We start from the raw sequence: 22,163 nt of genomic DNA, 5'->3' as shown, positions 1-22,163 counted from the left end.
CCGATCACACACACGGGCCCCCGCCACCGCGAGGTGACGGGGGCCCGGTGCGTCCGGGGACGGCCGCGGTCAGCCGCGGCGACCCCGCGCCGCCTTCTCGCGGGCGCGCACGGCCTTCTCGTCCTCCGGCTCCTCGCCGGCGGCCCGGCGGGCCGTGAACCAGGCGTGGGCCTCCTCCTGGCGCTGGGTCTCAGCGTCCGTGGCCACCGCCATGCGCAGGTGCTCGGGCTCGAGGCCGAACGCCTCGACGAGCTCGAGGGCGAAGGGGCGCAGCCGCTCGGCGAGCCGGTTGACGTAGCCGCGCAGGGCCCGGGCGCGCTGGCTCGAGACGCGGCCGTGGGCCACGAACCAGCCGAGGTCGTCCTCGATGACGCGCAGCGCGAAGAGGTCGCGCAGCCACGTCAGGACAGTCTTCGTGGTCTCATCCGTGATGCCCTCCAGGGCGCGGGTGAAGGCCTCCCACTGCAGCAGCTCGCCGTGGTTGCGGGCGGCCTCGATGAGCTCGTGCTGGCGCGTGTTGAACGCCTCCGCCTGGGCCGCCTGGCCCTTGCCCCGGGCCCCCGAGAGGGTGCCGGCGACGTCGGCGGTCTTGGCGCGGACGCGCTCGGTGAGCAGCTCATGCTGCACGGCGGGGTCCTTGAACCAGTTCGCGGAGCGGCGCTCGGACCCGCCGTCGGCCACGGACTGGACGACCTTGTGCAGGCCCGCACGGTGGAGGGCGTCCGAGGCCTGATGGACCACGTAGCGGGAGAGGGCGCCCACATTGAGACGTCCGAACTCCTTCGAGTAGTCGGTCAGCAGACGCTTGCCCACCAGCTGCAGGAGCACCGTGTTGTCGCCCTCGAACGTGACGTACACGTCCAGGTCGGCGCGCATCTGGGCCACCCGGTTCTCGGCGAGGAACCCGGCGCCGCCGCACGCCTCGCGGGCCTCCTGCAGGGTGTCCAGGGCGTGCCACGTGGTCAGGGGCTTCACGGCCGCGGCGAGCGTCTCGAGCTCCTGCCGGTCCACGTCCGTGTCGGAGCGGCCGGAGAAGACGTCGTCGAACTTCTCGACGAGCTCGTTGGAGGCGAAGGCGTCCGCGTAGGCGCGGGCCAGGCGGTCGATCAGGCGGCGCTGGTGGTTCTGGTAGTCCAGCAGCACCTCCTCCCGCTGCGGGTCGGAGGCGTTGAACTGGCGGCGCTGCTCCGCGTAGGCCAGCGCACCGTGCAGGCCGAGGAAGGAGGCCGTGGTGGCGGCGAGGGACAGGGAGACGCGGCCCTGGACGAGCGTGCCGAGCATCGTGAAGAAACGACGCCCGGGGGAGGCGATGGGCGAGGAGTAGGTCCCGTCCTCGGCCACGTCGCCGTAGCGGTTGAGGAGGTTGGTGCGCGGGATGCGGACCTGGGTGAAGTGCAGACGGCCGTTGTCGATGCCGTTCAGTCCGCCCTTGAGGCCGTCGTCCTCGCCGCCCACGCCGGGCAGGAAGGCACCCTCCTCGTCCCGGATGGGGACGTAGAAGCAGTGCACGCCGTGGTTGACGCCCCGGGTGATCAGCTGCGCGAAGACCGTGGCCGCCCTGCCGTGCAGCGCGGCGTTGCCGAGGTAGTCCTTCCAGGCGCCCTTGAACGGGGTGTGGATGACGAACTCCTGGGTCGCCTCGTCGTACGTGGCGGTCGTCGCGATCGAGGCGACGTCCGAGCCGTGCCCGATCTCGGTCATGGCGAAGGCGCCCGGGACGCTCAGGTCCATCGCGCCCGGCAGCCACCGGCGGTGGTGCTCCGCGGTGCCCAGGTGCAGGATCGCCGAGCTGAACAGGCCCCACTGCACACCGGCCTTGATCTGCAGGGAGGGGTCGGCGAGCACGAGGTCACCGAAGGCGGAGAGGTTGCCGCCGTGGTTGTCCTCGCCGCCGAACTCGCGCGGGAAGGCGCGGTGGACCGCGTTGCGCTCCACGAGGACGCCCAGCTGCCGCAGGACGCGGGCGCGGTGCTCGTCCATACCGAGCATCGGGTCGCGCCACAGGGCGGGGTCCTTGGCGAGTTCGCGGGATTCGCGGCGCTCCGCCGCCCAGCGGCCGAGGAGGGCCTCCTCGAGGGCCGCGGCGTCGAGGGAGCCGGGCGTCGGACGCTCGGGCGCGATCTCGGCGACGTCGGAGGGGACCTCGGTGCTGGGCGTCGGGGACTGGGGGGCGAGCTTCTCGTGGACGGTCATGACGATGCTCCTGTTCGTGAGTGGGGGCGGGCGCGGTCGGCGTCCGCCGCCGCGGGGTCGAGGGAGGCGCCGGGCGCGGCGCCGAGGAGGCCGACGAGCAGCCAGTCGGCGATGGCGCGGGCCATCGCCTCGACCGGGATGCGCCCGGCGGCCGGGGTCCGCAGCCAGGTCTCGGCGGCGGCCCGGACGAGGCCGACGGCGGCGCGCGGCCACAGGGCGAGCGGGTCCGCCGGCGCCGGGGCGTGGCCCCGCGCGGCCATCCCGCGCGCCAGGCCCGACTCGAGCACGGCGTAGACGCGCTCGAGGAACGGGCCCAGCACAGGGGCCTCGGCCGCGGCGGGGGGCGGGGCGACGGCGAACGCGTACACCTCGGGCGACGTCGCCGCGACCGTGAGGTACACCTCGACCATGCGACGCAGCGCCTCGGGCTCGGAGACCGGTTCGTCCGCGACCTCGAGCAGGCGGCGCTCCATGTGGGCGGTGACCCGCTCGGACACCGCCAGGCGCAGGCCCTCGCGGTCGCCGAAATAGCGGTAGTAGACGGTCTTGGAGGTGCCCGCGTGGGACGCGATCTCCTCCATCGAGGCGTGGGCGCCCAGGGCGTGCACGGCCGACCGGGCGGCCCGGACCAGTTCCAGACGGCGCTCGGCGCGGTGCCGGTCCCAGCGGACGCTGCGACCGTCCCGGGCGGTGGACGTAACGGGGTTCACGAAACCGAGCGTATCAGGTACTGTGGGTCACAGTCACCCACCCCGCCGATGTCCGTATCGTCCGGGGTGGAAACGCCCCCGCCGCGTCGGCGGTGGGCCCGCCGTCGAGAGGACCGTCATGACCCACCACGAGACCCCCGCGTCCGAGACCGCCTCCCGCCCCGCCGTCGCCGGTGGAGCGCTGCGCCCCGCCGTCATCCTGGGCGGCAACCGCATCCCCTTCGCCCGTGCCAACACCGCCTACGCCGAGGCCGGGAACCAGGAGATGCTCACGGCCACGCTCGACGGCCTCGTCGCGCGGTTCGGGCTCCAGGGCGAGCGCATCGGCCAGGTCACCGCCGGCGCCGTCCTCAAGCACCCGCGCAACTTCAACCTCACCCGCGAGGCCGTCCTGGGCTCCGCGCTCTCCGCCGCCACCCCGGCCGCCGACGTCCAGGTGGCCTGCGCCACCGGCATGGAGGCCCTGGGCACCCTCGCCAACAAGATCCGGCTCGGCCAGCTCGACTCCGCCATCGGCGGCGGCGTGGACTCGATCTCGGACGCGCCCGTCTCGCTCTCGGACGGCGCGCGCCGCGTGCTGCTGCAGCTCACCACCGCCAAGACCACGAAGGACCGCCTGCGCGCCCTCGCCCAGCTGCGCCCCGGGCAGCTCGTGCCCGAGCCGGCCGGCGCGGGCGAGCCGCGCACCGGCATGTCCATGGGCGAGCACCAGGCCCTGACCACCCACAAGTGGGGCATCACCCGTCAGGCCCAGGACGAGCTCGCCGCGGCCTCCCACCGGAACCTCGGCGCCGCCTACGCCGCCGGGTACATGGACGATCTGGTGACCCCGTTCCACGGCCTGGCCCGCGACAACAACCTCCGCCCCGACTCCACGCCGGAGAAGCTGGCCGGCCTGAAGCCCGCGTTCGGCCGCCAGCTGGGGGACGAGGCGACCATGACGGCCGGCAACTCCACCCCGCTCACCGACGGCGCCTCCGCGGTGCTGCTCTCCTCCGAGGAGTGGGCCGCCGAGCGCGGACTGCCCGTGCTCGCCGAGTTCGTGGACATGGAGAACGCCGCCGTGGACTTCGTCGACGGACACGAGGGCCTGCTCATGGCCCCCGCCTACGCCGTCCCGCGCCTGCTGGCCCGGCACGGGCTCACCCTCGACGACCTCGACTTCGTGGAGATCCACGAGGCGTTCGCCGGCACCGTCCTGTCCACGCTCGCCGCCTGGGAGGACGAGGAGTACTGCCGCGAGCGCCTCGGGCTGCCGGGTGCGCTGGGCTCGGTGGACCGCGCCCGGCTCAACGTGCACGGCTCCTCGTTGGCGGCCGGTCACCCCTTCGCCGCCACCGGCGGCCGCATCGTCGCCCTGCTGGCCAAGATGCTGCATGAGAAGGGGGAGGGCTCCCTCGGCCTCATCTCCGTCTGTGCCGCCGGCGGCCAGGGCATCGTCGCCCTGCTCCGCGGCCGCTGAGCCCCGACCGACCCGACCCGAGAGGACCGACCATGACCGACCGTTACGGCACCTTCGTCGCCTCGCCCCTGGGCCGCCGCCTCACCGGCGCCCTGGGCCTGCCTCAGCCCGTCGAGCTGCGCCGGCACACCCCCGGCGACCCCGTGCTGCCCGGCTCCGTGCTCGTCCTGGGCGCGACCCCCGCAGCCGCGGACGCCCGCACCCTCTTGGCCTCGTGGGGCCTCGAGGTCGCCGACGCCCCCCGGGAGGGCGCCCGCCACGCGGCGATCGTCGCGTGCTTCGACGGGGTCGCCACGCCCGCGGACCTCGGCGCGGTGGCGCTGGAGATCGGCGGCGCGCTGCGCTCGCTGGGCTCCTCCTCGCGCGTGGTGACGGTGTTCGAGGACCCCGAGGCCGCCACGGACCCGACCCTGCGCGCCGCCCGCCAGGGCGTGACGGGCCTGACCCGCTCCATCGCGCACGAGATGCGCCGCGGCGGCACGGCCAACGGCCTGGTCCTGGGCGAGGGCGTGCCGCTCACCGCCCCCGGTGCGGCCGGTGCGCTGGCGTTCCTGCTCTCCGGCCGCGCGGCGTACGTCTCCGGCCAGTTCGTGCCCGTCGCCACCGCCGACGGCGCTGTCCCCGCCGACGCGGCGCGCCCGCTGGCCGGCAAGGTCGCCGTGGTCACCGGTGCCGCCCGCGGCATCGGCGCCGCCATCGTGCGGACGCTCGCCCGCGACGGGGCCGTGGTCGTCGGCGTGGACGTCCCGGCGGCGGGCGAGGCGCTGGCCGAGGTCGTGAACGAGGTCGGCGGCACGGCGCTCGCCCTGGACATCACGGCGCCGGACGCGGGCGCTCGCATCCTCGAGCACTGCCGCACCCGGCACGGCCGGATGGACGTGGTGGTGCACAACGCCGGGATCACCCGGGACCGGATGCTGGCCAACATGGACGCCGCGCGCTGGGACTCCGTCCTCGCCGTGAACACCACGGCCCAGCTGGCCATGAACGAGGCGTTCCTCGCCGAGGACGCCCGGGACGTGGCGGGTCAGGGGCTGCGCATCGTGGGCCTGGCCTCCATCTCCGGCATCGCGGGCAACCGCGGCCAGACGAACTACGCGGCCTCGAAGGCCGGGGTCATCGGCCTGACGGCGGCGTCCGCCCCGGTCCTCGCGGCCCGCGGGGGCACGATCAACGCGGTGGCCCCGGGCTTCATCGAGACCGAGATGACCGCGAAGATCCCGCTCGCCACGCGCGAGGTGGGCCGGCGGCTCAACGCGCTGCAGCAGGGCGGCCTGCCGCAGGACGTGGCCGAGACGGTGGCCTGGCTCGCCTCGGACGCCGCCGGAGGCACCAACGGGGCCACGCTGCGGGTCTGCGGCCAGTCGAAGCTGGGGGCGTGAGGATGCAGACCACGCAGCTGTCCGCCCCGCCCTCCCTCGGCCGGCTCTACCTCCGCGCCGCGGGGCGGGCCGCCACGGACGCCGTCGTCCGTCGGCGCCGTCCCCGCGAGCTCCCGGACCGTCAGGTGGTCGTGACCGGCCACCGCATCCCGGCCGTGACCGCGTGGCGCGGGGCCGTCGGGTCCGCGGATCCGGCGGACCTGCCCTCGGTCCTGGTGCACGCCCAGGTGTTCGGCGCGGCGATGGAGCTGATGGCCGACCCCGAGTTCCCGCTGCCCCTGCCCGGGCTGGTGCACCTGAGCAACACCGTCCTGCACCACCGGCCCGTCCCGGCGGAGACCGCCCTGCGCGTCACCGCGCGTGCGGTGGGTCTCGTCCCGCACCACGCGGGTACCGCCGTGGACGTCGTCGTGACCGTCGAGGGGCCCGGCGACGACGGCGGGGAGGCACTGCTGTGGGAGGGCGTCTCCCGGTACCTCGCCAAGGGCGTCCACCTCTCCGGCCTGCGTCCCGAGCGGCCCGCCCGCCCGGACTTCGTGCCCCCGACGCCGACCGCCCAGTGGCGCTTCGGGACGGGGGCCGGACGCCGGTACGCGGGCGTCTCCGGGGACTGGAACCCGATCCACCTGACGGGCGTCTCGGCTCGACTGTTCGGCATGAAGGGCGCGATCGCCCACGGGATGTTCCTGGCCGCCCGGATGCTCGAGGGCCGTGAGCCGGCCGGCGCCGGGTTCCGCTGGCACATCGACTTCGAGGCGCCCGTCGTGCTGCCGACCACCGTGGCCGTCCGCTACGAGCCCGGGCCCGACGGCGGCACGCGCGTGTGGGGCTGGGATGCGCGGCGCCGGCGCCCGCACTTCTCCGGGGAGATCACTCCGCTCGAGCCCTGACGGCCGGGCCGACGCGTCGGCCCGCCGGGACCACCCGTCCCGGCGGGCCGGTGAGCGCGGCGGCTCAGGCGTCCGGCCCGGGCGACCGCCGCGGCACGGCGGCGACGGCCTCGAGCAGCCCGTCCGCGTAGGCCTCCCACGAGTGACCGGCGGCGTGACGCACGGCGCCGGGCCCCAACGCGGCCCAGGCGTCACGATCCGCCAGGATCTCGGCCAGGGCATCGGCCCACGCCTCAGGGGTGCCCGCCGTCACGTGGCGGCCGGACACGCCGTCGAGGACCGCGTAGACCAGTCCGCCGACCCGGTGCGCCAGCACGGGCGTGCCGCAGGCCTGTGCCTCGAGGGCGACCAGGCCGTAGGTCTCCGACGCGCTCGGCATCGCCACCACGTCCGCCGCCCGGAACTGGGCGGCCAGGGCGGGCGCGGGCACCGGCCCGGAGAACGTCACCAGGTCGGCGACCCCCTCCTCCGCGGCCAGGCTCGCCAGGTCCAGCTCGTCGCCCCCCGAGGCGGCCCCGTTCACGTGCAGGCGCACACCCGGGTCGGCGCCCGTGCCACCGGCCCGCTCGCGCAGCACACCGAGGGCGGCCACGAGCAGGTGCGGGCCCTTGTGCCGCTGCACGCGGCCGGCGAACAGAACCCGCAGGGCTCCGTTGTCGTCCGGGGCGCCCGGCCACTGCGCGGCGCCCTCCGGCGTGAACGTCTCGAGGTCGGCCCCGGGGGGCAGCACCCGGGTGCGGGCGCGGGGCACGTCCAGCAGCTCGCGCAGGTCGGCGACCTCGGCGGCGGAGTTGACCACGAGCAGGTCGGCCCGCTCGGCGACCTCGCGCTCGGCCTCGATCCGCGCGGCCGGCTCGCGCAGCTCGGGGTCCTCGAGCATCTTCGCCGCCGCCGTGGTGTGCATGGTCTGCAGGTACGGGGCGTGCGCCGCCCGCGCCAGCGCCGCGGCGGTGGACCCGGAGAGCCAGTAGTGGCCGTGCACGAACGCGACGGGCGGGGCGTCCGCGCCACCGAGGACGGGACCGCCCGGCACGGCGTCCGAGGCGAGCCAGTCCAGGGCCGCGCGGGTGAACTCGGCGCCCAGTCCCGCCAGCTCCTCCTTGGGCACGGGAGCGGACGGCCCGGCGGCGAGGTCCACGACCGTGACCGGCGGGGCCTGCCCGCCGGCGTCCAGCATCCGGACCCGTGCGCCATCCGCTCCCACCGGCTCCTCCGCCCGGGTCAGCAGGATCATCCGCACGCCCCGGCGGGCCAGGGCCACGGCGGCCTGCCGCACGTAGACGTTCATGCCGCCGGCGTCGCCGCGGCCGGGCTGGGCCAGGGGGGAGGTGTGCAGGCTGACCCCGATCCCCACCGGCACGGACGCCCGCAGTTCGGCGTCCACGGCGTCGAACAGCCGGGCCGCCGACGCCGAGTCCGCCAGGTCCTCGACGGAGACCATCCGTCCGGCGCCGTCGCCGAGCGGCACAGTCCAGTTCGGGTACTGGTCCTGGAGGGTGCCGGGCTGGTTCTGGATGCGCCGCTCGCCCACGGCGTCCACGAGCGCCACGCTGTGCAGGGCCGAGGGCGCCTGCGCGAGCAGGCGGTGCAGGGCCACGATCTGGCGTTCGCGCACCTCGGGGCCGGCGTCGGGGACGTCCACGTCCGCCTCGGCGAGCAGCCCGCGCCGGGCCGCGGCGGCGAGGAACGCGCGCACCTCCTCCGCCGACCGGCGGCGTTCCTGGGCGACGTCCACGGTGTAGAGGCCCAGCCGTTCGCGCAGGTCCACCTGGACGCCCTCGAGGTAACCGGCCGTGGGCGGCAGGTCGTGCGTGTTCACCGCCGCCATGGCCAGCCGCCGGTAGCGCTCCGGCGGGGTGGGCTCGCCGTCCTCCTGTTCGAACCACAGGATCGACGTGCCGAGCACGCCGGCCTCGGCCAGGCGGCGCTGCACCCACGGCTCGAACGTGCCGAGGTCCTCGCCCACCACGACGACGCCGGCCCGCTCGGCCTCGAGCGTGAGCACGGCGAGCATCGCCTCGTGGTCGTATTCGACGTACGCGCCCTGGGTGGCACCGGCGCCCTCCGGGATCCACCACAGGCGGAACAGCCCCAGGACGTGGTCCATCCGGATGCCGCCCGCGCCGCGCAGCACGGTGCGCAGCATGTCCCGGAACGCGGCGTAGCCGGTCTCGGCCAGGCGGCGCGGATGCCAGGGGTGCTGCGACCAGTCCTGGCCCAGCTGGTTGAACAGCTCGGGCGGCGCGCCGACGGACATGGTCGGCACCAGCACGTCCCCGAGCATCCACGCGTCCGCGGTCTCGCGGGTCGCCCCGACTGCCAGGTCCACCATGACGCCCATGCGCATGCCGGCCGCCCGGGCCCGCTCCTGCACGCCGGCGAGCTGCTCGGCGGCGATCCACTGCACCCAGCGGTGCAGGTCGACGTCGGTCGCGCGTTCGACGCGGACCCGCTCCGCCTCGACCCCGCCCGGCGCCCAGGCCGGGTCGGCGAGATCGGGTCCGGTGCCGTCGCCGTCCAGCCGCAGGACGGACCAGAGGGCGAAGTCGTCCAGGCCCGGGCCGGCCTCGGCGCGGAACCGTGCGTAGGCGGCCTCGCGCTCGGGGGAGCGGGGCACCTCGTGCACGCGGCGCAGCGCGGGCCACAGGACGGCGGCGACGGCGGCCCGATCGATCCGGCCGGTGCGCTCCAGCTCCGCCTGGACGCGGGCGCCGGCCGACCGCAGCTCCGCCTGCTCCGCGGCGGGCAGGTCGGCGAACTCGGGGATCGAGGGCACGTGCACGACCAGCGCCGAGAGGAACCGACGGGAGACGGGGGAGTAGGGGGAGTCCGCCGGATGGGGGCCGGGCTCGATCGCGTGCAGGGGGTGCAGCAGCAGGAAGTCGGCACCGTGCCGGGCGACGATCTCGGCCAGGGACGCCATGTCCGCCGCGTCGCCGATGCCCCACGAGTCCGCCGAGGTCACCGAGTAGCCCTGCGCGGCCGCGCCCCAGCCGCGGCGCTCGAGGAAGGGACGCGCCGTGCTCAGCCGGGTCGGGGCGCAGACCAGGACCGCGGAGGCGGTGGAGCCGGAGCCGCTGGTCACCTCCAGCCGGTGCCAGCCCGGGGCGAGGTCGGCGGGGATCTGCACGTGGACGCGCTCGCGTTCGACGCCGTCCACGAGGCGGACCTCGGACACCGGCTCGCTCACGCTCACCTCGAGGGTCCGCCCGTCCTCCGTGCGCACGCGGGCCACGACCGGCTCGCCCGCGGCCACGTGGCACGGCACGGACAGGCGGTGGCCGGACCGGGCGGCCACGGTGGGCGGGAGCACGTCCCGCCAGGGGGCCGTCTCCGCCTCCTCCAGCGCCTCGGCCAGAGCGGCGACCCCGTCCGGACGGACCGACACCCCGAGGGCGGCGAGCACCTTCACGAGGGCCTCGTCCGGCACGGTCTGGGCCGAGCCGTCCTGCCCGACGTACTCGGGCTGCACCCCGTGGGCTCGCGCGAGCCGGTGCAGCAGTGCGGGGGCTTCCAGGGCCATCAGGTCCTCCATGCCGTCGTGCGGTTCCACCGACGGCGCCTGCCGTCGCACAGACACCACTCTAGAGGGGACGCCGGTCCGGGGAACACGCAGGGCCCCGGTCGTGACGACCGGGGCCCTGCTGCTCGACGAGCGGTGCGCGAGGGGGGACTTGAACCCCCACGTCCTTGCGGACACAGCGACCTCAACGCTGCGCGTCTACCAATTCCGCCACTCGCGCTCATCGGTGGAGCCCTGGGAGAGGCTCCGTCGCCCACCGCGTTCCGGTCCTGTCCGGTCCGTCCCGCTCCGGGCAACTCGAGAAAGATAGCACGGGTTCGGGCTAGGCTCAAAACCATGGTCGAGAACATCGAGAACCCCGCCCGCTCGCGCCCCGAGGACCGCGTCGTGGAGATCTGCCGCGACCTCATCCGGATCGACACCACCAACCGCGGGGGCAACGTCTCCGTCGGTGAGCCTGAGGCCGCGGAGTACTGCGCCCGGCTCATGACCGAGGCGGGGATGACCCCCCGCTTCTTCGAGTCGGCGCCGGGCCGGGTCTCCGTCGTCGGGCACCTGCCGGGCTGGGATCCGGAGGCGCCGGGGCTCGTCATCCACGGGCACACGGACGTGGTCCCCGCCGAGGCGGACGAGTGGAGCGTGGACCCGTTCGGCGCCGAGCTCAAGGACGGCATGATCTGGGGGCGCGGCGCCGTGGACATGAAGGGCATGGACGCCATGGTGCTCGCGGTGCTGCTGCACCTGGCCCGCACGGGCCGCCGGCCGCGGCGACCCCTGACGGTTGCGTTCTTCGCCGACGAGGAGGCCGGCGGCGTCTACGGCGCACGCTGGGTCGTGGACCATCACCCCGAGGTGTTCGACGGGTGCACCGAGGCGATCTCCGAGGTGGGGGGCTTCTCCACCGAGGTGCACGGCTCGCGCGCCTACCTCGTGCAGACCGCGGAGAAGGGGCTCGCCTGGCTCAACCTCACCGCGGAGGGCGCCCCCGGGCACGGCTCGGCCCCGCACCCGGACAACGCGGTCACCCGGCTGGCCGGCGCCATGACCCGCATCGGCGGGCACGAGTGGCCGCTCGTGTACACCAAGACCACGCGCGCGCTGCTCGAACAGGTGGCCGAGATCATGGGCGTGGACTTCGACGAGACGGACCCGACGCCGCAGCTCGACGCGCTCGGGCAGGCCCGTTCCTGGGTGGCCGGCACCCTGCGCACCTCGTCCAACCCGACGGGGCTGACCGCCGGCTACAAGCACAACGTCATCCCGTCCTCGGCCACCGGCACCGTGGACGTGCGCCTGATCCCCGGGGAGGAGGAGTCCGCCCTCGCCACGATCGCCGAGCTCGCCGGTCCCGACGTGACCATCGCACCCGAGCACCGGGACGTCACCCTGGAGACCCCCTTCTCCGGGGACCTGGTGGAGCTGATGATCGCCTCGCTGCAGGCGGAGGACCCCGAGGCCCAGGTGCTGCCGTTCATGCTCGGCGGGGGCACGGACAACAAGTCCCTCTCCCGGCTGGGCATCACCGGCTACGGCTTCGCGCCCATGCGCCTGCCCGCCGACCTGGCCTTCACGTCCCTGTTCCACGGCATCGACGAGCGGGTGCCCGTGGACGCGCTCGAGTTCGGCTGCCGGGTGCTCGAGCGGATGCTGGAGCCGCGCTGATCCGGGCCGCGGGCGGCGACGACGGCCGGGGCGGCGTCGTCGCGCCCGCGCCTCAGAGGGTCTGCAGGGTCGAGGCCACGCGCATCACGCGGCGGCGCATCCAGTAGCGGCGCGCCCCGTCACGGTAGTGCACGGAGCGCTGCAGCTCCCATTGGCCGTACTCCGCGTGCTCCACGAGGCGCCGCCGGGCGTCGGCGAGGGACTCGTGGGCGGCGACCGTCATCACCAGGTACTCCCACTTCTGTCCGCGGGAGATCGCGTCGAGGGTCGAGGACATCAGCTGTTCACGCACCCGCCCATCCTGGCAGACGGCGTCGGGTCCGGCGGCCGGTCCCGCACGGCCCACCCCTGGCCGCGTCACCGGCCACCGGGTTACCGTTCACCCATGAGCTCTGACGCCCGCATGGCCCTCGAGGCCCTCACCACCGCCCTGAACGAACACCTCGTGGCCGCGCAGAACAAGCGGGGCGAGGACGACCCCGCCGTCGAAGCCGCCTTCTTCGCCGTGGCCGACGCCTTCGAGGCCTACGAGGACGCCCTGTACGCGGACACCGAGGAGGTCACCCCGCTCGACCTCTTCGACGACGAGGACGACGACGACTGACCGTCCTGCTCGTGACGGATCGCACGGCCCCGGGTTCCCACCCGGGGCCGTGGCGTACAGTGACCCTCCGTGACGTGGATCGAAGCCATCATCCTGGGCCTGGTGCAGGGCCTCACGGAGTTCCTGCCCATTTCCTCCTCCGCCCACATCCGCATCGTGGGCGAGTTCCTGCCCTCCGCGACCGACCCGGGGGCGGCCTTCACGGCCATCACGCAGCTCGGCACGGAGCTGGCGGTCCTCATCTACTTCTGGCGCGACATCACCCGCATCATCGGCCGGTGGTGCGCCGCGGTCACGGGGCGGATCCCGCACTCGGACCCCGATGCGCGCATGGGCTGGCTGATCATCGTGGGCTCGATCCCGATCGCGGTCCTGGGCCTGCTGCTGGAGGACTGGATCGACACGGAGTTCCGGTCGCTGTGGATCACGGCGACCATGCTCATCGTGTTCGGCGTCCTGCTCGCCCTGGCGGACCGGCTCGGCCGTCAGACCAAGCCGCTCGAGAAGCTCACCGTGCGGGACGGCGTCCTCTACGGCCTGGCCCAGGCCCTCGCGCTGATCCCGGGCGTCTCGCGCTCCGGCGGCACCATCGCGGCCGGCCTGGCCATGGGCTACACCCGGCCCGCCGCCACCCGCTACGCGTTCCTGCTGGCGGTGCCCGCCGTGTTCGCCTCCGGCCTGTACAAGCTGTACACCTCGCTCACCGATCCCGGCACGCAGGGCCCGTACGGCATGGGGGAGACGCTGGTCGCGACCGCGATCGCCTTCGTGGTGGCCTACGCGGTCATCGCCTGGCTCATGCGCTTCATCAGCACCAACTCGTACCTGCCGTTCGTCTGGTACCGCATCCTCCTGGGCGGCGTCCTGTTCGCCCTGCTGGGCGCGGGCGTCATCAGCGCCTGAGCCCGCTCCCGCCGCCGGGCATGGCGGCCCGGCACCGCCGAACCACCCCGATCTGAGGAGTCCCGTGAAGTCCTGGAGCACCCCCGCCCCGCCCGCCGTGCCGAGCCGCCCCGACCGGCTGCGGCTGCACGACACCGCCACGGGACGGACTCGGCATCCGGGCAACGACGCGCAGCGCGCCTCGCTGTACGTCTGCGGGATCACCCCGTACGACGCGACGCATCTCGGCCACGCGAGCACCTATGTGGCCTTCGACCTGCTGCACCGCTACTGGCGCGCGGCCGGTCTCGAGGTCGCCTACGTCCAGAACGTGACCGACGTGGACGACCCCCTGCTCGAGCGGGCCGAGGCGACCGGCGTCGACTGGCGCGCGCTCGCCGAGGAGCAGACCGACCTGTTCCGTGCGGACATGGCCGCCCTCGAGGTGCTCGCCCCGGACCACTACGTCGGCGCGACCGAGGCGGTGGGCCTGGTGGTGGACGCCGTCGAGACGATGCTGGCGGCGGGCCGGGCCTACCGCGTGCCGGGCGGCGACGGCGAGCCCGACGGGGACGTCTACTTCGACGTCCGCGCGGCCCAGTCCGCGACCGACTGGCGCCTCGGACAGGTCTCCGCGATGGGCCTGGACGAGATGGCCGCGGTGTTCCCGGAGCGGGGAGGCGATCCCGACCGCCCCGGCAAGCGCGACCCGCTGGACCCGCTGCTGTGGCGCGTGCACCGCGAGGGCGAGCCTGCCTGGGACGGGCGGTCGCTCGGCTCCGGCCGGCCCGGCTGGCACATCGAGTGCTCCGTGATCTCCCGGGCCCACCTGCCGGCGCCGTTCACGGTGCAAGGCGGCGGCTCCGACCTGCGGTTCCCGCACCACGAGTTCTCCGCCGCGCACGCCACCGCCGTCGACGGCCTGCCGCTCGCGCACACCTACGCGCACACCGGCATGGTGGCCCTGGACGGCGAGAAGATGTCCAAGTCCCTCGGCAACCTCGAACTCGTCTCCCGCCTGCGGGCGCGGGGCGTCGAGCCGGTGGCCGTCCGCGCGGCGATCCTCGCGCACCACTACCGGTCGGACTGGGAGTGGTCCGAGCAGGTGCTGGCCGACGCCCAGGCGCGGGTGGCCCGTTGGCGCGCCGCCCTGGACGGACCGCATGCCGCCGCCGGCGTCGCCGTGCTGGACGCGGTGCACGCGGCGCTCTCGGACGACCTCGACGCCCCCCGCGCGCTGGAGGCCCTCGACGCATGGGCGGCCGGCACCCTGCCGGGCCTGGCCGAGGCCGCCGCCGACCCGCTGCCGGTGGTCGACGTCGTGGCGGCGCTGCTGGGTCTGCGCCTGCGCTGACCCCGCCGGGCGCGGCCGGGCGTCAGCGTCCGCCGCGCCCGCGCAGATAGCGCTCGAACTCCCGCGCGATCGACTCGCCCGAGGCCTCCGGCAGCTGCTGGGTGTCCTGGGCCTCCTCGAGCTGCCGGACGTAGGCGGCGACGTCGGGGTCCTCGGCGGCCAGCTCGTCCACGCCGCGCTGCCAGGCCCTCGCGTCGTCCTCGAGCCCGCGCGTGGACACGCTCACGTGCAGCAGGTCCTCGACCGCCTCGACCAGCCCGAGCAGCGTCTTGGGGGAGGGCGCCTGGGCCACGTAGTGGGGCACCGTCCCCCACAGCGAGAGGCTCGGCAGGCCGCGGCGCGCGGCCTCGTCCGCGATGACGCCGATGATCCCGGTGGGCCCCTCGTAGACCGGACGGTCCGCGCCGACGGCCACCCGCACGTCCACGAGCGGCGAGGTCGGGCGGGCGCGCAGGGGCCGGGTGTGGGGCACGTCCGCCAGCAGCGCGCCCAGCGTCACGACGGCGTCCACGTCACGCGCGTCGGCCGCCGTGAACAGCTCCTCGAGGAACGCGCGCCACCGCACGTTCGGCTCCACGCCGACGGCGAGGAGCACACGCACCCCGTCCGGCGGGGCAGCCTCGCCCGCGACGGGCCGACCCTCACGGTCCAGGAGCGCCTCGTGCAGGGTGACCGCCGGCCAGTCCAGCGTCCCCAGCCCGTCGGCGTCGCGCCGGACCAGGGGTCGAGTGACCTGGTAGTCGTAGAACTCGCCGTCGCACACCCGTCCCGCGTCCGCCGCGTCCCACTGCTCCCGCAGCGCGCCCAGGGCCCCGGTCGCGGCCTCCCCGGCGTCGTTCCACCCCTCGAAGGCCAGCAACAGGACCGTGGGGGCCCGCCGCCCGGCCTCGAGCTCGTCCACGGTCGCCGTCAGGTGGGTCCGCAGCGGGCCCAGGACGTCGTCCGGCTGGTCCTCGGAGGTAGCGTCGGTCATGGCGGCCAGCCTAGACACGGCCCGACGACGGGGCCACGGCCCGCGACCCGCCCCGCACACCCCGGCGGCGGCGCTCGATAGGATGCACTCCATGCCCCGCCACCCCGCGCCCGCCCCGGACGACCGTGCCCGCCGCCTGCCACGCGCCGTCCTGTGGGACATGGACGGCACCCTCGTGGACACGGAGCCCCTGTGGAACGCCGTCCAGCGCCGCCTGGTGGTCGAGCACGGCGGCACCTGGTCGGATGACCTGGCCGCCTCCCTCGTGGGACGCCCCCTCGACGAGGGAGCGCGCCGCCTGCAGGAGGCCGGGCTGGACCTGCCCGTGCAGCGGATCATCGACCTGACGATGGACGAGGTCGTCCAGGGGGTCGTCCGTGGGGTGCCATGGCGGCCGGGTGCCCGGGAGCTGCTCGTCGCGCTCGCCGAGGCCGGCGTGCCGGGCGCCCTCGTGACGATGTCCCATGCCCCACTGGCCCGCGCACTGGCCGAGCGGGCGCCGGCGGGCACGCTGGACGTCGTCGTCTCGGGGGACATGGTCTCCCGGGGCAAGCCCGACCCGGAGGCGTACCAGCTGGGCCTGCAGCTGCTGGCCGAGCGGACACCGGGGCTGACGGCCGCCGACTGTGTGGCGGTCGAGGACTCCCCGGTGGGCGTCGGCGCGGCCGTGGCCGCGGGCCTGCCGACGGTCGGCGTGCCCAGCGTGCTGCCGCTGCCGGCGGGGCTCGCGACCGTCGAGTGGACGACGCTCGCCGGCCGCACGCCGGCCGACCTCGCCGCGGTCCGCCGGATCGCCGCCGCGCGCGGGCCCGGGGCGGACGGGGCCGGATGAGCGGGCCCGCCTCCGTCCGGCTGGGCACGATCGCCGGCGCGCCGGTGCGCCTGTCCTGGTCCTGGCTCCTGATCGCCGCGGTCATCACCCTCGCGTTCGGCCCGCAGATCCAGCGCGCGCTGCCCGCGATCGGCGGCGGCGCCTACGCGGTCGCCCTGGGGTACGCCGTGCTCCTGGCCCTCTCCGTCCTGGTCCACGAGGCCGCCCACGCCCTCACCGGCCGCGCCTTCGGCCAGCGCACCGAGGAGATCGCGCTCACCCTGTGGGGCGGGCACACCCAGTTCCGCAGCCCGTCCGCTCGACCGCTGGACACGGTCCTCACCGCGATGGCCGGCCCCGCCGCGAACCTCGTGCTCGCGGGCCTCGCCCATCTGGCGGCCCGCGCCGTGCCCGGCCCGTCCGTTCCCGCCCTGCTGCTCGAGGTCACGGTGTGGGCCAACCTCCTCCTGGCCGCGTTCAACGCGCTGCCGGGCACCCCGCTCGACGGCGGCCGCATGGTCGAGTCCGCCGTCTGGGCCGCCACCGGCTCCCGGGCCCGTGGCGTCGAGGCGGCCGGCTGGGCCGGGCGCGTCGTCGCGGTGGGCGTCCTCGCGGCGGTGCTCGGCCCCCCGACCCTCGCAGGCCGCGCGCCGGACCTGTTCGTCGTCGTCCTGGCGGCCTGGGTCGCCCTCACGCTGTGGCGGGGCGCGGACGACGCCGTGCGCCACGGGCGCTGGAGCCGCCGGCTGGAGACCCTGCGGCTCGAGCAGGTCGAGGCGCCCGCCATCGCCCTGCCCGAGCACCTCAGCGTCGCCGAGGCCCTGGCCCAGGCGGACGGCGGCCGCCGCGCCGTCGTGGCCGTGGACGGGGCCGGTCGGCCCCGCGGCGTGCTGGACCTCACGGCCGCGGCGGGCCTGACCCCGGCGCGCCGCACGACCACCGCCCTGGCCGCGGTCGCCGTCGCCCTGGCTCCGGAGGCCGTCCTCGTCCGCGACGACGTCCCCGCCGCCGGTCCCGACCTGGCCGCCCGCCTGGCCGACCCCCAGACCCCCGTGTGGGTGCTGACCGACGCGCACGGCCTCGTGCGCTCCGTGGTGCCCCGCGAGACGATCCTCGCCGCCGTCGACGCGACGCGGCGTCCCTGAACCGAAGGAGCCCCCCATGACCGAACCCACCGGCGTGAGCGCGCGCCGCGGCCCCCTGCGGGCCGGCCAGCGCGTGCAGATCAAGGACGCGAAGGGCCGCCTCAACACGATCACCCTGCTGCCCGGCGGGGAGTTCCACAGCTACCAGGGCGTGCTGCGGCACGACGACCTGATCGGCGGCTTCGAGGGCGTCGTGGTCGAGAACTCGGCCGGCCAGCCGTACCAGGTGCTGCGCCCCCTGCTGAACGACTTCGTCCTGTCCATGCCCCGCGGCGCCACGGTGGTCTACCCGAAGGACGCGGCGCAGATCGTGCAGCAGGCGGACATCTTCCCGGGCGCCGTCGTGGTCGAGGCCGGCGTGGGCTCCGGCGCCCTGTCCATGTCCCTGCTGCGCGCCGTGGGCGACCACGGGCGCCTGCACTCCTACGAGCGCCGCCCGGAGTTCGCGGACGTCGCCCGGGCCAATGTGGAGGCCTTCTTCGGCGCCGAGCACCCCGCCTGGTCGGTGCACCTCGGCGACGCGCAGGAGGAGATGCCCAAGGTCCACGAGCCGGGCTCCGTGGACCGGGTGGTCCTGGACATGCTGGCCCCCTGGGAATGCCTCGACGCCGTCGCCGAGGTCCTGGCCCCCGGCGGTGTGTGGCTGAACTACGTGGCCACCGCCACCCAGCTCTCCCGCGTGGCCGAGGCCATCCGGGACTCGGGCCGCTTCACGCAGGTCGAGGCCAACGAGACCCTCGTGCGCGGCTGGCACCTGGACGGGCTCGCCGTGCGCCCCGACCACCGCATGGTCGCGCACACCGGCTTCCTCCTCACGGCCCGCCGCCTGGCCTCGGGCGAGGAGGCGCTGCGCCTGAAGAAGCGCTCCAAGGTCTCCGAGTTCAGAGCCGAGGACGTCGAGGCCTGGCAGCCGGCCGACGAGGCCCGGTGGACGCCCGAGGCCCTCGGCGAACGGCCGATCACAGACAAGAAGGCGCGCAAGGCGGCGAAGGAGGCCCGCCTCATGGCCGCGCGGTCACGCGCCGCCGAGCAGGGCGTGGACGCGTACGGTGGGAGGACCCCGACCGGGGTGCAGGACTGAGTGGACGGAGCACCGGTGGACCACCACGCGCAATCAGGCACGGAGCACGCCGAGCAGCGCCTCGCCGAGGCGCGGGAGCTGCTGCGGCAGTCCCAGGCCGAGGCCGAACGGCTGCGGCACCAGCTGCAGTCCGCCCAGCGGCACGCCGCCGGCCTGAGCGAACGCCGTCGGGCCGCCGAGGCCCAGACGCAGACGGCCGCCCGCAACAACCGGCGCATGGTCGAGCTGCTCGAGGCCACGCGCGCCGAGATCGCCACGCTCAAGGAGAACCTGGACGCCGTCACGCATCCGCCGTTCACCTTCGCCACCCTCGAGGCCGTCCACGCCCCGCGCGAGCCCGAGGAGGGCGTGGAGACCGGCGCCGTGGTGCGCGGGGGAGCGGACGTCGTGCAGAACGGCCGGCGGCTGCGCGTGACGGTCTCCCCGCTGCTCGACGCCGCCCGCCTCACCCCCGGCGCCCAGGTGCTGCTGGACGAGTCCAGCTCGATCGTCGGCGTCGCCCCGGGCACGGGGTCGGGTCAGCTGCTGCGCGTCAAGGAGGCGCTGCCCGACGGCGGCCTCGTCCTGGCCGGCACGGCGGACGAGGAGCGCGTGGTGCGGCGCGCGCCCGCGCTGGAGGGCGTCGACCTGCGCCACGGGGACGCCGTCACCGTGGACGCCCGCGTCGAATGGGCGCTGCGGCGGGTCGAGCTGTCCGAGGTGGACGAGGTGCTGCTGGAAGAGGTCCCGGACGTCACATTCGAGGACATCGGCGGCCTCGGCCCGCAGATCGACCGGATCCGCGAGGCCGTCGAGATCCCGTTCCTGCACCCCGAGGTCTACCGCGAGCACGGCCTGCGCGCCCCCAAGGGGATCATGCTGTACGGCCCGCCCGGCACCGGCAAGACCATGCTCGCCAAGGCCGTGGCCAACGCCCTCTCGGCCCGCAGCGCGGACGGCGAGCGCTCGTTCTTCCTCAACGTCAAGGGACCCGAGCTGCTGAACAAGTACGTGGGCGAGACCGAGCGGCAGATCCGCGTCATCTTCGACCGGGCCCGCGAGAAGGCCGACGCCGGCTTCCCCGTGGTCATCTTCTTCGACGAGATGGAGTCGCTGTTCCGCACGCGCGGCTCCGGCGTCTCCTCGGACGTGGAGACCACGATCGTCCCGCAGCTGCTCACCGAGATCGACGGCGTCGAGGCCCTCGAGAACGTGATCGTCATCGGCGCCTCCAACCGCGAGGACATGATCGACCCGGCCGTGCTCCGCCCCGGCCGACTGGACGTGAAGATCCGCGTGGACCGTCCCGACGCCGACGGCGCCGCGGAGATCATGGCCAAGCACCTCACCGTAGACGTGCCCCTGCACGCCGACGACGTCGTCGCGGCCGGCTCCGCGGACGCGGCCCGCGCGACGCTCATCGCCCGGACGGTCGCCGCCCTCTACGACCGCGGCGCGGACACCGCGCTGGCGGAGCTGACGGACGTGTCCGGCACGACCCACGCCCTGCACCTGGCCGACCTCGTCTCGGGCGCCGTGGTGGCCGACGTCGTGGACCGCGCCAAGCGGCACGCGGTGCGCGACTACCTGGCCGCCGGCCAGGCCCCGGCCGCGCTCGGCGTCCGCGAGGGCCACCTGCGCGAGGCCGTGGCCGCGGTGCTGGAGGACCAGACGGACCTCCTGGCCACGGTCGCGCCCGCCGAGTGGGCGCGCACCTCCGGCTGGCGCGGTCCTCGGCTGCGCTCGCTGCGCATGGTCCGGGGGGTCGAGGCATGAGCGCGTTCGGCCGCGGGGCCGCGGACGGCTTCGCCCGGGCCGCCGCCGTCGACGTCGGCCCGACCCCCGCCTTCGAGGGCCAGCGCCGGCTGTTCCACGGCGCGGCGGTGCCCCCGAACGGGAGGGACGCCGCCGGCTGGGGCGTGCACCGGGTGATGGGCACGGAGACCGAGTTCGGCATCCACGCGCCGGCCAACCCGGGGGCGCACCACAGCGTGCTCTCGGTCGAGCTCGTGAACGCGTACGCGGACCTGGTCACCCGGTCCGGCTCGGCGGTGGCCGGCACGGAGTGGGACTACACGGGGGAGTCGCCGCTCGTGGACGCCCGCGGCTGGCGGCTGCCGCGTTCGGCGGCGCACCCCTCGCAGCTGACCGACGAGGCGCTCGTGGGCCCGGACGGGGAGCCCGTGCACCTGCTCCTGTCCACCGTGCTGGCCAACGGTGCGCGCTGGTACGTGGACCACGCCCACCCGGAGTACTCGTCGCCGGAGACGACCACCCCGCGGGACGCCATGGTGTGGGACGCCGCCGGTGACCTGGTCGCGCAGGCGGCGGCCGAGCACATCGGCCAGGCCGAGGGCGCCCCGGAGGTGCTGGTCTACAAGAACAACGTGGACGGCAAGGGCCAGTCCTACGGCGCGCACGAGAACTACCTCGTGGCCCGGTCCCTCGACTTCGAGGAGCTCACCGCCGTCCTGCTGCCGTTCTTCGCGGCGCGGCAGGTGCTCGTGGGCGCGGGCCGCGTGGGGCTCGGCCCGGCGGGGGAGCGGCCGGGCTTCCAGCTGTCGCAGCGGGCCGACTACTTCGAGGAGCCCGTGGGGCTGGAGACCACGATCCACCGGCCGATCGTCAACACGCGGGACGAGCCGCACGCCCGTCCCGAGGCCTACCGCCGGCTCCACGTGATCATCGGCGACGCGACGCTGAGCCAGCACGCCACGTGGCTGCGGATGGGCATGACCGCGCTCGTCCTCGCGATGGCCGAGGCCGGGACGGCGCCCCGGCTCACCCTGGACGACCCGGTGGCCGCGTTGCAGACGATCAGCCACGACCCGGGTCTGCGGGCCACGGTGCCGCTGCTCGAACGCACCGCGGACGGCCCCGTGCGCCGGCACTGGACCGGGCTGCAGATCCTGCGGTCCTACCTGGACGCGGCCCGCGCCCACTGCGCCGCCTTCGGGGTGACGGATCCGCAGACGCGCGAGGTGCTGGAGGCCTGGGCCATCGACCTCGACGACGCCACCGCGGATCCGCTGTCCCTGAGCGACCGCGCCGACTGGGCGGCCAAGCTGCGCGTCCTCGAGGGCCTGCGGGCCCGCACGGGCGCGGACTGGACCGACCCCCGCCTCGCGATGGTGGACCTGCAGTACGCCGACCTGCGCCCGGCCCGCTCCCTGCACCGCCGCCTCGTGGCCGCCGGCGCCCTCCGGACGCTCGCCGATGAGGCGGAGATCCGTGCCGCCGTCGCCACGCCGCCGCGGGCCACCCGCGCGTGGACCCGCGGCAACCTCGTGGGCCGCCACGGTGACCGCGTGGCCGGCGCCGCGTGGGAGACGCTGCTGCTGCGCGGGGCGGGGGAGCGGGTGCACCGGCTGCACCTGGCCGAGCCGCTGGTCGGCGCCGCCGTGGACCTGCCCGGCTGGTGGGAGGACGCCGCCGCGCCCCGGCCCGACGACGAGGCGCTCGTGGCCACGCTGGCGCCGCTGTTCGGCGCACGGGCCTGAGGCGGGGGCGGG

17 protein-coding genes and 1 tRNA gene are annotated in these 22,163 nt (G+C 75.4%); 12 read left to right on the top strand and 6 right to left on the bottom strand.

Translation table 11 applies throughout. The annotated features are described in order from the left end of the window. Positions 1–69: 69 nt before the first annotated feature. Both KVS67_RS01130 and KVS67_RS01125 read right to left on the bottom strand, forming a co-directional pair. Entirely contained in the window at positions 70–2,193 is a 2,124-nt protein-coding gene (locus KVS67_RS01130; RefSeq protein WP_063190060.1) for an acyl-CoA dehydrogenase, read from the bottom strand. Beyond that, positions 2,190–2,903, bottom strand: coding sequence for a TetR/AcrR family transcriptional regulator (locus KVS67_RS01125; protein ID WP_063190059.1), 714 nt, complete (start codon positions 2,901–2,903; stop codon positions 2,190–2,192). The genes KVS67_RS01130 and KVS67_RS01125 overlap by 4 nt, the downstream gene beginning before the upstream one ends. Positions 2,904–3,021: 118 nt before the next feature. Between KVS67_RS01125 and KVS67_RS01120 the strand changes: the two genes are divergently transcribed. Genes KVS67_RS01120 through KVS67_RS01110 form a run of 3 tightly spaced genes read left to right on the top strand, consistent with a single transcriptional unit; the run spans position 3,022 to position 6,637 of the window. Next, positions 3,022–4,365 carry an acetyl-CoA C-acetyltransferase gene (locus tag KVS67_RS01120; protein ID WP_063190057.1) on the top strand — a complete coding sequence of 448 codons (1,344 nt, stop codon included), beginning with the start codon at positions 3,022–3,024 and terminating at the stop codon, positions 4,363–4,365. A gap of 32 nt (positions 4,366–4,397) precedes the next feature. Continuing rightward, on the top strand, positions 4,398–5,747 hold the full coding sequence (locus KVS67_RS01115; protein ID WP_036383386.1) for a 3-oxoacyl-ACP reductase: 1,350 nt from the start codon (positions 4,398–4,400) through the stop codon (positions 5,745–5,747). 2 nt (positions 5,748–5,749) lie between these two features. Next, a complete protein-coding gene (locus KVS67_RS01110; RefSeq protein ID WP_063190055.1) occupies positions 5,750–6,637 on the top strand; it encodes a MaoC/PaaZ C-terminal domain-containing protein in 888 nt (295 codons plus the stop codon). Between the two features lie 64 nt (positions 6,638–6,701). Here the strand turns inward: KVS67_RS01110 and malQ are convergent, their stop codons facing one another. Both malQ and KVS67_RS01100 read right to left on the bottom strand, forming a co-directional pair. Beyond that, on the bottom strand, positions 6,702–10,172 hold the full coding sequence (gene malQ, locus KVS67_RS01105) for a 4-alpha-glucanotransferase (RefSeq protein ID WP_208011444.1): 3,471 nt from the start codon (positions 10,170–10,172) through the stop codon (positions 6,702–6,704). Positions 10,173–10,296: 124 nt separating this feature from the next. Beyond that, positions 10,297–10,380: transfer RNA gene (locus KVS67_RS01100), tRNA-Leu, on the bottom strand. 116 nt (positions 10,381–10,496) lie between these two features. Between KVS67_RS01100 and KVS67_RS01095 the strand changes: the two genes are divergently transcribed. Continuing rightward, positions 10,497–11,822, top strand: coding sequence for a M20/M25/M40 family metallo-hydrolase (locus tag KVS67_RS01095; RefSeq protein WP_036315197.1), 1,326 nt, complete (start codon positions 10,497–10,499; stop codon positions 11,820–11,822). 52 nt (positions 11,823–11,874) lie between these two features. On the opposite strand, the gene KVS67_RS01090 is transcribed toward KVS67_RS01095, so the two are convergent. Next, positions 11,875–12,114: a DUF5703 family protein gene (locus KVS67_RS01090; protein WP_036315193.1), complete on the bottom strand. Its 240-nt coding sequence runs from the start codon at positions 12,112–12,114 to the stop codon at positions 11,875–11,877. Between the two features lie 93 nt (positions 12,115–12,207). Here KVS67_RS01090 and KVS67_RS01085 point away from each other — a divergent pair, with 93 nt between their 5' ends. The 3 genes from KVS67_RS01085 (at position 12,208) to mshC (ending at position 14,662) form a co-directional block, all read left to right on the top strand. Further along, entirely contained in the window at positions 12,208–12,426 is a 219-nt protein-coding gene (locus KVS67_RS01085) for a hypothetical protein (RefSeq protein ID WP_036315190.1), read from the top strand. Between the two features lie 69 nt (positions 12,427–12,495). Further along, positions 12,496–13,329, top strand: coding sequence for an undecaprenyl-diphosphate phosphatase (locus tag KVS67_RS01080; RefSeq protein ID WP_036315183.1), 834 nt, complete (start codon positions 12,496–12,498; stop codon positions 13,327–13,329). Between the two features lie 64 nt (positions 13,330–13,393). Beyond that, on the top strand, positions 13,394–14,662 hold the full coding sequence (gene mshC / locus KVS67_RS01075) for a cysteine--1-D-myo-inosityl 2-amino-2-deoxy-alpha-D-glucopyranoside ligase (RefSeq protein ID WP_036315180.1): 1,269 nt from the start codon (positions 13,394–13,396) through the stop codon (positions 14,660–14,662). A 22-nt stretch (positions 14,663–14,684) separates the two neighbouring features. Here mshC and KVS67_RS01070 read toward each other — a convergent pair whose 3' ends face one another. Continuing rightward, on the bottom strand, positions 14,685–15,635 hold the full coding sequence (locus tag KVS67_RS01070) for a proteasome assembly chaperone family protein (RefSeq protein ID WP_036315178.1): 951 nt from the start codon (positions 15,633–15,635) through the stop codon (positions 14,685–14,687). A 91-nt stretch (positions 15,636–15,726) separates the two neighbouring features. On the opposite strand from KVS67_RS01070, the gene KVS67_RS01065 reads away from it, so the two are divergent. Genes KVS67_RS01065 through dop form a run of 5 tightly spaced genes read left to right on the top strand, consistent with a single transcriptional unit; the run spans position 15,727 to position 22,151 of the window. Continuing rightward, a complete protein-coding gene (locus KVS67_RS01065) occupies positions 15,727–16,467 on the top strand; it encodes an HAD family phosphatase (protein WP_051995261.1) in 741 nt (246 codons plus the stop codon). Next, positions 16,464–17,591, top strand: coding sequence for a site-2 protease family protein (locus KVS67_RS01060; protein ID WP_036315175.1), 1,128 nt, complete (start codon positions 16,464–16,466; stop codon positions 17,589–17,591). The genes KVS67_RS01065 and KVS67_RS01060 overlap by 4 nt, the downstream gene beginning before the upstream one ends. 16 nt (positions 17,592–17,607) lie before the next feature. After that, positions 17,608–18,672 carry a tRNA (adenine-N1)-methyltransferase gene (locus tag KVS67_RS01055; RefSeq protein WP_036315172.1) on the top strand — a complete coding sequence of 355 codons (1,065 nt, stop codon included), beginning with the start codon at positions 17,608–17,610 and terminating at the stop codon, positions 18,670–18,672. Continuing rightward, positions 18,673–20,427 carry a proteasome ATPase gene (gene arc / locus KVS67_RS01050; protein ID WP_036384806.1) on the top strand — a complete coding sequence of 585 codons (1,755 nt, stop codon included), beginning with the start codon at positions 18,673–18,675 and terminating at the stop codon, positions 20,425–20,427. It begins immediately after the preceding gene. Continuing rightward, the gene (dop, locus tag KVS67_RS01045; RefSeq protein ID WP_036336871.1) at positions 20,424–22,151 is read left to right on the top strand and encodes a depupylase/deamidase Dop; all 1,728 of its coding nucleotides are present in this window, start codon (positions 20,424–20,426) and stop codon (positions 22,149–22,151) included. Before arc ends, dop begins: the two co-directional genes overlap by 4 nt. The last annotated feature ends 12 nt before the right edge of the window (positions 22,152–22,163 follow it).

Source organism: Micrococcus sp. GbtcB5 (genome assembly GCF_019091605.1).
GTDB classification, from domain to species: domain Bacteria; phylum Actinomycetota; class Actinomycetes; order Actinomycetales; family Micrococcaceae; genus Micrococcus; species Micrococcus luteus.
This window is presented reverse-complemented; position numbering and strand designations above follow the sequence as displayed.

Coding starts and splice junctions, on each gene's coding strand:
- KVS67_RS01130 (WP_063190060.1), bottom strand. CDS start 2,193: ATGACCGTCCACGAGAAGCTCGCCCCCCAGTCCCCGACGCCCAGCACC.
- KVS67_RS01065 (WP_051995261.1), top strand. CDS start 15,727: ATGCCCCGCCACCCCGCGCCCGCCCCGGACGACCGTGCCCGCCGCCTG.
- KVS67_RS01070 (WP_036315178.1), bottom strand. CDS start 15,635: ATGACCGACGCTACCTCCGAGGACCAGCCGGACGACGTCCTGGGCCCG.
- dop (WP_036336871.1), top strand. CDS start 20,424: ATGAGCGCGTTCGGCCGCGGGGCCGCGGACGGCTTCGCCCGGGCCGCC.
- KVS67_RS01120 (WP_063190057.1), top strand. CDS start 3,022: ATGACCCACCACGAGACCCCCGCGTCCGAGACCGCCTCCCGCCCCGCC.
- KVS67_RS01095 (WP_036315197.1), top strand. CDS start 10,497: ATGGTCGAGAACATCGAGAACCCCGCCCGCTCGCGCCCCGAGGACCGC.
- KVS67_RS01115 (WP_036383386.1), top strand. CDS start 4,398: ATGACCGACCGTTACGGCACCTTCGTCGCCTCGCCCCTGGGCCGCCGC.
- KVS67_RS01085 (WP_036315190.1), top strand. CDS start 12,208: ATGAGCTCTGACGCCCGCATGGCCCTCGAGGCCCTCACCACCGCCCTG.
- KVS67_RS01060 (WP_036315175.1), top strand. CDS start 16,464: ATGAGCGGGCCCGCCTCCGTCCGGCTGGGCACGATCGCCGGCGCGCCG.
- KVS67_RS01055 (WP_036315172.1), top strand. CDS start 17,608: ATGACCGAACCCACCGGCGTGAGCGCGCGCCGCGGCCCCCTGCGGGCC.
- KVS67_RS01110 (WP_063190055.1), top strand. CDS start 5,750: ATGCAGACCACGCAGCTGTCCGCCCCGCCCTCCCTCGGCCGGCTCTAC.
- malQ (WP_208011444.1), bottom strand. CDS start 10,172: ATGGAGGACCTGATGGCCCTGGAAGCCCCCGCACTGCTGCACCGGCTC.